Here is a 13,170-nt window from a genome sequence, read left to right on the forward strand (position 1 = left end):
TCATCGAATTAAGTTAACCCAACCTTTGAACTCCCGTTTAGTGAATTTCAATAAATAATAATATTCCGCAGAAGCATACTCGCCACCAGTCCATCTAAAATTCCTATCTTTCGATTCATAGACCATCCCGCCCCAACGGTCGAAAATTTGGATAAACTCAAATTTTTCAAAGCAGTTATTTTCTGGCAAATCAGTTAGCGTAAAGTATTCGTTCTTTCCATCACCATTAGGCGTAAATACATTTACAGGCTTAAAGGCATCATAACTTACCAACTTACTTTTTAGCACAACATTCACTGAAACAGTATCAAATCTATTCGGACTACAAGAATTATCTTCTGTAATAAAATCAATTACATAATTAGCTTGATCTTTTCCATCAAGTAAGCTACAATCTACTTTCCATGAAAAAGGATTGATGATTTTAGCCACACCATTTTTATCTGTCCAAACTGCTCCTACTTTAGCCAAATCAAAACCTTTTCCTAAAGCATATAATTTTATTGGGTCGGCGTCTGGGTCTTGTGCAGTAACATCAAAATTAATTGGTTGAACCTCCGTCCCATCTAAGATGATTTCTATTTCATTCTTCGCCAAAGAAGTCAATACGTTCGGTGCAAGGCTAGGAATGGGCAAAGCCTTTAAATTAACCGAAATACTATCTCTTAAATTTCTATTACAACGAGTATCAGTAATAAAAAAATCTACGATATAATCATTACTCCTGACGGCATTACAATTCGGTGTCCAAGTAAAAGGCGAACTGACTGTTCCTAATCCTGTTACAGAGCCAAAGTTCATACCAATATCCGCAAGGTTAAATCCTCTACCTTTGGCTGTAATCGTGATATTATCATTGTCTATATCTTTCCCAAACAGATTAAATTTCAATTGTTGGTTAATGATTACTTCACCTTTTCTATTTTGTAAATCAGTTGAAATATTGGGGCGATTATTCAAATCGGGTTCAACAATTACCTTTACTCTTAAAGTACTTACCATCGGCTGCGGACAACCATTATCCGAAGCAATCAAATCAAATATTAATGGTTTTCCATCAAAACTAGCTGTACAGGCATCAAAGCATAATTCAGCTCTAAGCGTATCTTTATAAGTATTTGTACGAGTTGAAGTTGGAGTAAGCGTATAAGAACCTGTAAAATTATTGGGAAGAATTTTTAAGTTGAGTTCTTGATTGGGGTCTAAATCAGTCACTAAAAAACTTAAACATTTTTGTTGATTAGCCTTAATTGTTATCGTTTGATTGGTATCATAAAAATCTGTTTTACCTTTTTCTCTTAGAAAACTTAGCGGTGCATTATTGGTTGGGCAATCAATTACTTTCAATTGAAAATCCCTTCTCACCTCTCCTATTTTCTTTCCATTTCTAAATTCTTCAGTTAACACGCAAAAAACATACAAGCCTAAAAGGTCTGTCGTTACTGAAAGTTGACCCGTTCGGGGATTTACACTTAAAGGTTTAGGACCGGGAATCACATTATTGATACCATAACCCGTTTGCCAGCGAACAAGTGGATAGTTACTACTACCAACTGCGAAATCTGGCTTGGGGTTTTGTGTGTTAGAAAAACCATTTAATGGAGTCACTAAACTATAAACCAAACTATCTTTATCGGCATCTGTTGCACCAAAGTCAAATACAAACGGACGACCACGGCAAATATAATCGCCAGTAAGTTTACCAAATATTGGAGAAGAATTTTCGAATGTTTTTCCATCTATTTTTAAGGCAGGAAATGCCAAATAAAATACTGAACCAGCCGCTTCTGGGTTTTGAATATTAGTAATGATATTATTCCTACAGCATCGTTCCCATACAAAATAATAACCATCTGGATCCGTAAAATTGTCTGGGAGTAAGTAAATGTAGCCGCTGTAACGAATCAATCTAGTTCTTACAGAATTATTCTGAACACAATTCGGATTAGAAAAACCTATTAAACTATCACTAATTATCGGTAAAGTAGCTACTCCTAGATATAAATTATCCCTTTTTCTATACAAAACCAAAGAGACAGTTGGGTCTTTAGCTCCAACATTACCATTAATATCGTCAAAATATAAATTAAGGCTTAAGCGGTGAGTAGCATTAGGTTGATTTTTCACTACTTGTAATTCAATCTCACCGCCAACAATATGTGTAGCATTGGCTTGTAACATTGAAAATAGCAATAAGAACAAAGAGAGTAAAGTTTTTTTCATACAGTTAAAACAGGAGGTTTTACAAATTATTGATTGACAAACTTACTTTACGATATTATTGACAAAACAAAAGGGATAAAGGTTGTTTATATGTACTCAAAATTAATAATCTAAATACTTCAAAATCTTATTTTTATTATCGTCCTTAAAACGAAATTTATTTAAAGAAATGTATCTAAAAACATCAAATAAGTAAAAGGTTTGTAATGAGTTCAATAAGTTATCAATGTAGTCTAAAAAATTGAATATCTTTACCGAGTTAATCACAAATTAATTCTAATTAACACTATAGAATTAATAGGCTAATATCCAAGCATTTACATCGTATAAATATAAAAATAAGCTCTTTAATCGTTGCTTTTTAGAATTTTTACAGCTAAATGAATAAAAATGAGATTTTTTTCATAAAAAACTTATAAATTAATTAAAATTGAAATTTTCAATATTTTACCATTAATTTTAAAGTAAGATTTATTATAAAATTGCAAAATCATTAAAAATCAGTCTAAAAAAAGTCGTTTTTCGCAAAAAAAATATTCATATTCAGCAAATAATGTTTTTGGACGATATCTTTAAAAATTGCATCTAACTAAGATAAAATTTTACGAATTCTTGAAATTGTATCATTCAGATGATTATTCGGCAAAATGCTATTTTTTCCAAAGAATTTCTTGTATATCTTTGTAATAACAAAACAGAAAGCAATACATTCTTCATTTTTCATAAAATTGAAGTGAAAGAAAATCCTACTTCAATTTTATTATTTTCATTTTATACTGTATTTCTCTGACAATTTTCCAATATTATAGTAAAACAATTGCCACTAACATAATCTCAAGTTCTCTGTTAGTAAATTTAAAAACAGACCCATTACCATGACTAATTTCGACAATAAAGGTTTGTACCGTAAAGAATTCGAGCATGATGCTTGTGGAATCGGCTTCGTAGCGAACATGAAAGGACGTAAGTCTCATAAAGTAGTTGCGGATGCAATTCAGATGCTCATTCGTATGGATCACCGTGGTGCGTGCGGCTGTGACCCTAATTCAGGTGACGGTGCAGGAATTTTATTACAAATTCCTCACGAATTCTTTTTGGAAGAATGTACTAATTTAGGTATCGACTTACCTGCTGCTCAGGAATACGGAGTAGGTATGACTTTCTTTCCAAAGGATAAAACAATTCGTGAAGAATGTAAGGAGATTATTACCCGAAAGGCCAAGCGCTTAGGCTTAGAAATTTTGGGATATCGTGTAGTTCCATGTGATAATTCTGAAATTCTAGGTGCTGAATCTGGAAATACAGAACCACAAATGGAACAATTATTCATCAAGCGTCCGGCTAGCATCACAGATGAAATGGCGTTTGAGAGAAAATTGTACGTTTTCCGTCAATACACAGCTCGTATTATCAACGAAACAGTCAAAGGTTTAGACAATAAATTTTACTTCGCCTCTCTGTCTGCTCATACCATCATTTACAAAGGTATGTTAACGACAATGCAAGTTCCGGGATATTTTGATGATTTAAAACGTGAAGAATTTACTTCTGCTTTGGCAATTGTTCACTCTCGTTTCTCTACAAATACTTTCCCTGAATGGAAATTGGCACAACCATTCCGTTTTATTGGTCACAATGGTGAAATCAACACTGTGAAAGGTAATGCGGCTTGGATGCAAGCTCAGTCTGCTTTGTTCGAATCTGAGTACTTCACTAAGGAAGAAATGGAGATGATTTTACCAATTTGTCAGTTAGGTCAGTCCGACTCTGCCATTTTGGATAATGCCATCGAATTATTGTACATGAGCGGTCGTTCACTTCCACATGTAATGATGATGTTGATTCCTGAAGCTTGGGACGGTAACGAGCAAATGGAACAGTACAAAAAAGATTTTTACGAATACCACGCAGCCATGATGGAGCCTTGGGATGGTCCAGCTTCGATTTCATTTACAGATGGAAAAATGATTGGTGCAACTTTAGATAGAAATGGTTTACGTCCATCTCGTTACTGGGTAACTGATGATGATTTCGTTATCATGGCTTCTGAAGCAGGTGTTTTAGATATTGACCCCGCTAAAATTGTGTCAAAAGGACGTTTACAACCTGGTAAAATGTTCGTTGTGGATATGGAGGCAGGTCGTATCATTCCTGATGATGAATTAAAAGAGAAAATCTGTCAACAAAATCCTTACGGAGAATGGTTGAAAACGAATAAAATTAAAGTAGAAGATTTACCTGCGGCTGGTGCTGAATACCGTACTCCATTTGAACGTGAATTATTATTACGTCAACAAGTATTCGGTTTCACGACAGAAGATTTAAGAGTAATTCTTTCTCAAATGGTTGAAACAGGTAAAGAAGCTTTAGGCTCAATGGGTGTAGATACGCCATTGGCTATTCTTTCTGACCAAGCTCAACATTTATCGTATTACTTCAAACAATTATTTGCTCAAGTAACAAATCCACCAATTGACTCAATTCGTGAGCGTACAGTAATGTCATTATTATCTGACATCGGTGGTTTGAAAAACTTGTTGAAAGAATCTCCTGAGCATTGCCGTCAGATTGAAATTCGTCAACCAGTTTTGACAAATGGTGAAATTGAGAAAATTCGTTGGATAGACCACAAAAACTTCCAAACGAAATCTATTCACGCTACTTTCCGTGCAACAGGTGAGAAAGGTCAATTAAAAAGAGCTTTAGATAGAATCTGTCAATATGCAGAAGATGCAGTGGATGATGGATATGCTATCATTTTATTAACTGACCGTGGTGTGGATTCATCACATGCTCCAATTCCATCTTTATTGGCTGTTAGTGCGGTACATCATCACTTAATTCGTCAAGGAAAAAGAGCTCAAGTTGGTTTAATTGTTGAAGCTGGAGACGTTTGGGAAACACATCACTTCGCTACTTTAATTGGCTTCGGTGCATCTGCTGTAAACCCTTACATGGCATTTGAAACAATTAATGGGATGAAGGAAAAAGGTATTCTACAAGTAGATTACCCTTATGAAAAACTTCAAGCGAATTATATTAAAGCAGTGAACGGTGAATTGTTGAAGATATTCTCTAAAATGGGCATTTCAACACTTCAATCATATCAAGGAGCTCAGATTTTTGAAATTGTTGGTTTAGGTAAAGAAGTTGTAGATACTTATTTCTCTCGTGCTATTTCAAGAATCGGTGGTATTGATTTAGAAGGCATCGCTAAAGAAGCCTTAATCAAGCATAGAAATGGTTACCCTGAATTGCCGGTAGCTAATCCTAAATTGGAAGTTGGAGGTATTTATCAATGGAAACAACGTGGTGAAGCCCACTTGTTCAATCCAGAAACAATTCACCTTTTACAACAATCAACTAAGAATAACAGCTATCAGCAGTATAAAAAATATTCTAAATTGATTGACGACCAATCTGAAAAAGCAATGACCCTACGTGGCTTGCTTAAATTCAAGAAAGGTAAATCAATTGATATTAGTGAAGTAGAACCAATTGAAAATATTTTCAAACGTTTTGCTACTGGTGCGATGTCTTTCGGTTCAATTTCTTATGAAGCGCATACTACTTTAGCGATTGCGATGAACAGAATTGGCGGTAAGTCAAACTCTGGTGAAGGTGGTGAAGACCCAATCCGTTTTACTCCACTTGCTAATGGAGATTCAATGAACTCTGCTATCAAACAAGTAGCATCTGGACGTTTTGGAGTAACGGCTCATTACTTAACAAATGCTACTGAGTTACAAATCAAAATGGCTCAGGGTGCAAAACCAGGTGAAGGTGGACAATTACCGGGACACAAAGTAGATGATTGGATTGGAAAAACTCGTCACTCTACTCCTGGAGTAGGGTTGATTTCTCCTCCTCCTCACCACGACATTTACTCAATTGAAGATTTAGCACAATTAATTTTCGATTTGAAAAATGCTAACCGTGCGGCTAGAATCTCTGTAAAATTAGTTTCTGAAGCAGGTGTTGGAACAATTGCAGCGGGTGTTGCAAAAGCCCATGCTGATCATATTTTGATTGCTGGACACGATGGTGGTACTGGAGCATCTCCGCTTTCATCAATCCGTCACGCTGGTTTACCTTGGGAACTTGGTTTAGCTGAAGCACATCAAACCTTGGTAAGAAACAAATTACGTGGACGTGTTACTGTTCAAACTGATGGACAAATCAGAACTGGTAAGGACTTAGCAGTAGCGGCTTTATTAGGTGCAGAAGAATTTGGTGTAGCAACTGCGGCACTTGTAACAGCTGGTTGTATCATGATGCGTAAGTGTCATGTGAATACTTGTCCAGTTGGAGTAGCAACGCAAGACCCACGTTTAAGAGCTTTATATACTGGTCAACCAGAACACGTTGTGAATCTATTTACTTTCTTGGCAACTGAATTGCGTGAAATCATGGCTGAATTAGGTTTCAGAACGGTTAACGAAATGGTTGGTCAGGCTGATAGATTAGAGATGAAAGAAGCTCTTAGCAATTGGAAATTGAAGCATTTAGATTTATCTCCAATCTTGTATAAACAACCAATGGCATTGGATGTGGCTTTATATAAGCAAGAAGATCAAGATCATGGTTTACAAGACCAAATCGACTGGAAATTGTTAGAAATAGCTAAACCAGCACTTGAAAACGGAGAAAAATCAACAGGTGAATTAGAAGTAATCAACGTGAATCGTACTATCGGAACGATGTTATCGAACGAAATCACGAAGAAATATGGTGCAAAAGGTTTACCAAGCGACACAATTCATGTGAAATTTAAAGGAACTGCTGGACAATCATTTGGTGCGTTCTCTGTAAATGGTATCACATTCGAATTAGAAGGTGACTCTAACGATTATATAGGAAAAGGACTTTGTGGCGCTAAGCTAATTGTATATCCAAGTAAAAAAGCAACATTCAATCCATCTGAAAATGCAGTAGTTGGAAACGTATCGTTCTACGGTGCAACATCTGGCGAGGCATATTTAAGAGGTATGGCAGGCGAACGTTTCTGTGTAAGAAACTCAGGTGCTAAAGTTGTCGTAGAAGGTATTGGCGACCATGGTTGTGAATACATGACGGGCGGTTTAGTTGTCATCTTAGGTGAAACTGGTCGAAACTTCGGTGCGGGTATGTCGGGTGGTGTAGCTTACATCTGGGACAAAAAAGGAGACTTTGCTCCTAAATTGAACGGAGAAATGGTCGCCATTGAAGAGTTGACGGTTGAAGATCAAAATATATTAAAAATGTATGTAGAACAACATTTACAATATACAGATTCGGACACTGCCAAAACTGTTCTTGATAATTGGGCTACTACTTTACCACAATTCCTAAAAGTAATGCCTCAAGATTTCAAAAAAGCACTTGCATCACGCAACATCAGCGTAGCAGAAGTTTTAGAAAACAAGGATGTTGTTTACAAAGATATTCAAGTAGAAATTGCACATTAATATCATTTGAAAACTTGAAAATGCGTCAATTCAAAACAATTTGAATTGACGCATCTCAAAATCAATCTCAATAAAAAATTATTCAAGATTGATTTCAAATTTTCAAATCCTCAAATTTTCAAATTAAAGAAATGGGAAAACCAACAGGATTTTTAGAGGTTACTAGAGAAACTCCAAAGAAAAGACCCGTAGCAGAACGTGTCGAAGACTTCAAAGAAATAGATATTGATTTTACTACAGATAAAGTAAAATCTCAAGCAAGTCGTTGTATGGATTGTGGCGTACCTTTTTGCCACAGTGGTTGCCCACTAGGTAATATTATTCCAGAATTCAATGATGCAGTGTATGATCAAAACTGGGCTTATGCGTATGAGATTCTTTCTTCTACGAATAATTTTCCTGAATTTACGGGTCGTATTTGCCCAGCACCATGCGAATCTGCCTGTGTGCTAGGCATCAATAAGCCACCAGTAACGATTGAATACATCGAGAAATCAATTATTGAATATGCTTTTGGTAATGGTTTAGTAAAACCAAATATTCCTACAAAACGTACTGGGAAAAAAGTAGCAGTTGTGGGTTCTGGTCCAGCTGGTATGGCTTCTGCTGCACAGTTAAACAAAGCTGGGCATACAGTTACGGTTTTTGAACGTGCTGACAGAATCGGTGGATTGTTACGTTACGGTATTCCAGATTTCAAATTAGAAAAATGGGTTGTTCAACGTAGAGTTGAAGTAATGGAACAAGAAGGGATTATCTTCAAAACAAATACAAATGTTGGTGTTGACATCAAAGCAGATGATTTGTTAGAAGATTTTGATTTAGTAGTTCTTTCTGGTGGTTCAACAGTTCCGAGAACTTTAGGTATTCCGGGGTCTGATTTGAAAGGAATTTATCCAGCAATGGAATTCTTATCTCAACAAAACAAAAGAGTATCTGGCATCGAACGTGAAGTAAATCACATGGGTAAGCCTTATCCAATGGGCGAACTTTATGCTACTGATAAAAATGTTGTTGTAATTGGAGGCGGTGATACTGGCTCTGACTGCGTGGGGACTTCAAACCGTCATAAAGCAAAATCTGTTACGCAAGTTGAGGTAATGCCTATGCCGCCGAAAGAAAGAGCAGCACATACTCCTTGGCCAAATTGGCCTATGATGTTACGTACTTCTACTTCACACGAAGAAGGTGCTGACCGTCACTGGTCTATTGCGGTGAAAGAATTTATTGGCGATGCTGACGGAAACTTAAAAGGACTTAAAATTGCTGACATTGCAATGGAAGTCGTTGACGGAAAAGCTCACCAAGTTCATACAAATGAGCGTGAAATTCCTGTAGAATTAGCATTAATTGCTGCTGGTTTCTTACATCCACAACGTGAAGGTATCCTTGCACAATTAGAAGAAAAAGGCTTAGAATTTGATGAAAGAGGTAATGTAAAAGCTCATAATTACCAAACAGCAATCGATAAAGTATTTGCAGCTGGTGATATGCGCAGAGGACAATCTTTAGTAGTTTGGGCTATTTCTGAAGGAAGAGAAGCAGCACGTGCGGCTGATATCTACTTGATGGGAGAATCTGTTTTAGAAGCTAAAAATATTTCAAGTTTCGCAGTTGCATAATTAAATTGATATACAAAAGCCGTCATTTCTGTTGAATTGACGGCTTTTTTTATACACTTCTATCAGGGTTGTTTCTACTCATTTTTCTAAATTCATTTGGCGTCCTTTTCTTCTTTCTTAAAAACACTCTATTGAAATAAGTAATACTTTCAAATCCTGTCTGAAAGCCAATTTCAGCAATCGTTTTATCGGATGCTGTCAATAATGAACAGGCCTTTCCGATTCTGATTTCATTCAAATAATCTGAATAAGTCTTTCCAGTCATTTTTTTAAAGAACTTACAAAAGGCACTTTCAGATAAATGAATTAACTCAGCGACGTTTTTCAATGAAATATCAGTTGATAAATTCTTCAACATGTACTGACAAACCGTATTAATTCTTAGTTCATTTTCTTCATTTTTAATCGGTTGAAAAAAAGGAGAAGCTAATACTTCATAGGGTAGTTCTGTAAGAATTTCAAATATTTCAAGCAAAACATTAATCCTTGTTATACCCTCTTTCTGATTGATGGTTTCCATTTTACTAATCACTTCCAAAGGAGGATTAGGAAAATATAAACCTTGACCACTCATCTCCAATATCTTTTTAAGCTTACTAAATTCATTTAAGACTAAAAAACGCTCGATAAAATGATTGGTAAATTGTATAACTACAGCAGCTGAAATAACGTTTTTTTCTTTATCGCTCATCCAAGTATGTGGTAAATCTGGACCAATCAAGACCAAATCCCCTTTTTGAAAACTCTCAAAAGAATCTCCAATAAACCTGTCTCCTATCCCACTTTCAATAAGCGTCAATTCAAATTCTGGATGGTAATGCCATCTATATTCAAAATTTGTAGTAGTATATTGATTGATTATAAAAGAGTTGATTTGATTATCAGCACTTAAATCTTCAAGTATTGCTTTCACTTAAACACTATTTTTAACAAAAAATACTAAAATATAAATTAAACATTTCAATATAGTGCTATATTTTGAATTTTTAGTGTAGAATATACTTTTACTTTATGAATAATTTTGTGGTCAATTCTTTACTGAATATTAAATTCTTAATGTCATGTTTGAAATCGCCACATCAATTTTGGAAGACCTCAATAAGCCTTATAAATTAAGCCAAGAACAGATTGAGTTTTATCAAGAAAACCGCTATCTTAAACTCAAGAATGTATTGAACAAAGATGTTATTGAACTATATAATCTCTTAATAAGAGAGAAAGTACAAGAACTAAATACCATGAATACCCCGCTTGAAGAAAGAGATGTTTATAACAAAGCTTTCTTACAAATCATGAATATTTGGACTCAGAGTGCTACCATTAAAGAATTTGTATTCAGTAAAAGAATTGCAAAAATCGCTAGTGATTTAATGCAAGTGGACGGTGTTCGGCTTTATCATGACCAAGCACTTTTCAAAGAACCAGGAGGAGGCTTTACTCCTTGGCATGCAGACCAATATTATTGGCCTTTAGAAAGCGATAAAACCGTTACTGCTTGGATTCCATTACAAGAAACACCTTTAGAAATGGGTCCACTTGAATTTAGTGCCAAAAGCCATTTAATGCAAGAAGGACGCAATCTTAAAATCAGTGATGATAGTGAGATTGAAATTCAAAAAAAATTAAGACTCGGCGACTTCCTACAAGTAAAAGAAGCATTTGAATTGGGAGAAGTAAGTTTTCATTCTGGATGGATTTTCCATAGAGCTGGCGCTAATCAAACTGATAAAATGCGACAAGTAATGACAATGATTTACATGGATAAAGATATGACACTCAAAAAGCCTGAAAATATAAATCAACAAGCAGATTGGGAAACTTGGTGTCCAGGGGCAAAAGTTGGAGAGGTTGTTAACACACCATTGAATCCAATTATTTACGAAAAAGCATCTTAACACTATCAATTTTAAAGAAAGACTGTATTACTTGATATTTTATCACAGTTATAAGTAACATGTTTAAAACTTTTTCAGTCCTAAAGTACTCTAGTATTAAAGTCAAAAAAAGTCCCCACAGCGTTTACACACTGTGAGGACTTTTTTTAAAAAACATTCTATAAGCCGGATTCTGTCGATTGAATTTTTCTTTGCAGAAATATTCAAAAGTCTTATCATTTATCTCGAATAGTAGTCACCTACTACCTCTATCAACCTACCCACTGACACGAACGAGCCGTCCTTTACTTTGTCGTTACCGACGCTGCTTGCCAGCCTATTTGGTCTTTCAACTCATGAGGTTTACCGATGCCTCGTTTGTCACCAACCGAGCGGTAGTCTCTTACGCTACCTTTTCACCCTTACCCTTTCGGGCGGTAATTTTCTGTGGCACTTGCTGTTACGGTTTCGTCTCCAAAACCATACCTTCCCGTTAGGAAGCATGATGCTCTGTGTTGTCCAGACTTTCCTCCCCTGCTTTCACAAAGGCGATAAGACGAATGCTTTCAGTTGCAAAGTTAGCTTTTAGTTTTTACAAACCATCTACTTTTATATCTAACTTTCCATTCGCATTGATTACCGCAATGATAGAATTGGGCGTTAAGTACACTTTATCAGGCGTTAATTCACTAATATTTCCGTTCAAAGTAATACCTTTAGCTACTTTATTATTGGTCAAGTTCGCTTGCATTTGCTTTTTCATTTCATCAATTTGTCCACCGATTTTAAACGTCAAAGCGTCTTTCATATTCTTGGCAAACTTTCCTTGAAAAAACCAATTGGCAGTACTTACTAATAAATTCTTCGTTTTTAAATCATAATCAAAATTCTGTAAGTAAACCGATTTTGTTGTTGGGTCGTAAGCTGGAACACCTTTATAATAAATACTTCCGTTAATACTTCCTTTTAAACCTGCTTTGATAACCATTTTATCTTGGTCACCATAAATATCAATTTCGGTTACTCCTACATTGTACTTTCCTTCTTTAAAAGAGAAATTTTGTCCAATTAAAGTATCTGCCGTCAACTTCGCAGCTTCACGCAATGGAATTTCAGCAATGATACCTACTTTAAAATCATCAGCAATTTCATTCACCAATTTTAAATCTGGCACAGTATTTACAGCTTGGAAAGTAGGTTTTGTACCTGTTATCGTTTCTGTATAAGCTTGAATACCAATCGTTGCTTTTACTTTGTTGTTGACGGTAGTAAGCGGAGTCATTTGTAAACCAACTGGTGTTACTTTCAACCAAGTACGGTATTTTTCAGAAAGCAAATAAGGTTGCATGGCTGTATTCCAAGCTTGTAACACATATTTTTTAATTTCTACATTTTTCTTCACAGCATCATCCACTGATTTCAACAAAGTTGCTTGTTGCGAATTCAAGGCTCTTTCTACCAAACCTGTTACTGGTATTTCATAACCACCTAAACGTAACGTTGGTTTTTTAATCCATTCATAACCCATCGGAAAGCTTTGTACTGTTGCTGTCCAGTTTGGTGAAATAGAGAATTTTGTTCCAAATTTCAGGTTGAAATCAAATTGTAATTCTTGCGGAGGAATAGAAATTCCCATTACTTTATAGCCAGCTCTTACCCATACTTTTAGCGGAACACTAAATAAAAAGGCTTCGTCTTTAGTCGTTACTGTAATGTTATCACGCTTGTTTACTTTACACATGAAGTTATCAAAATTGTTATCCTCCATGCTGGCATCTTCATAAATCAAGTCTTTGATATTGGCATTGATTTGTCTTTCTACATCGCCCATCGTAATTTCAAAAGGGATTCCAATCGTTGAAAGACTTTTTTCTACTTGTTTTCCATTATACATATACGATTCTTTGGGTGCTTCAGGATTAGCAGTAGTATTTGTATTTTTTGAACCAGCACAGCCTTGAAGCAAAATGATAGCAATTAAGGCAAAAAGTGTTTTTTTCATTT

General features: G+C 35.5%; 6 protein-coding genes and 1 other RNA gene. 3 read left to right on the forward strand and 4 right to left on the reverse strand.

All coding sequences use genetic code 11. From position 1 onward, the window contains the following. On the reverse strand, nucleotides 1-2,223 hold the full coding sequence (locus VB798_RS17665; RefSeq protein ID WP_323260742.1) for a T9SS type B sorting domain-containing protein: 2,223 nt from the start codon (nucleotides 2,221-2,223) through the stop codon (nucleotides 1-3). 875 nt (nucleotides 2,224-3,098) lie between these two features. Between VB798_RS17665 and gltB the strand changes: the two genes are divergently transcribed. Next, nucleotides 3,099-7,670, forward strand: coding sequence for a glutamate synthase large subunit (gltB, locus tag VB798_RS17670; protein ID WP_323260744.1), 4,572 nt, complete (start codon nucleotides 3,099-3,101; stop codon nucleotides 7,668-7,670). A 131-nt stretch (nucleotides 7,671-7,801) separates the two neighbouring features. Further along, complete coding sequence (locus tag VB798_RS17675; RefSeq protein WP_323260746.1) at nucleotides 7,802-9,292, forward strand: glutamate synthase subunit beta; 1,491 nt, start codon at nucleotides 7,802-7,804, stop codon at nucleotides 9,290-9,292. 49 nt (nucleotides 9,293-9,341) lie between these two features. Here VB798_RS17675 and VB798_RS17680 read toward each other — a convergent pair whose 3' ends face one another. After that, nucleotides 9,342-10,205: an AraC family transcriptional regulator gene (locus tag VB798_RS17680; protein ID WP_323260748.1), complete on the reverse strand. Its 864-nt coding sequence runs from the start codon at nucleotides 10,203-10,205 to the stop codon at nucleotides 9,342-9,344. Between the two features lie 148 nt (nucleotides 10,206-10,353). Between VB798_RS17680 and VB798_RS17685 the strand changes: the two genes are divergently transcribed. Continuing rightward, nucleotides 10,354-11,187, forward strand: a complete 834-nt coding sequence (locus VB798_RS17685) for a phytanoyl-CoA dioxygenase family protein (RefSeq protein ID WP_323260750.1) — start codon at nucleotides 10,354-10,356, stop codon at nucleotides 11,185-11,187. A gap of 145 nt (nucleotides 11,188-11,332) precedes the next feature. Here VB798_RS17685 and rnpB read toward each other — a convergent pair. Both rnpB and VB798_RS17695 read right to left on the reverse strand, forming a co-directional pair. Continuing rightward, an RNA gene (gene rnpB, locus VB798_RS17690) (RNase P RNA component class A) lies at nucleotides 11,333-11,734 on the reverse strand. A 24-nt stretch (nucleotides 11,735-11,758) separates the two neighbouring features. Further along, complete coding sequence (locus VB798_RS17695) at nucleotides 11,759-13,168, reverse strand: DUF4403 family protein (RefSeq protein ID WP_323260752.1); 1,410 nt, start codon at nucleotides 13,166-13,168, stop codon at nucleotides 11,759-11,761. Between the last annotated feature and the right edge of the window lie 2 nt (nucleotides 13,169-13,170).

The sequence above is a fragment of the Arcicella lustrica genome (assembly GCF_034930985.1).
Lineage (GTDB): Bacteria > Bacteroidota > Bacteroidia > Cytophagales > Spirosomataceae > Arcicella > Arcicella lustrica.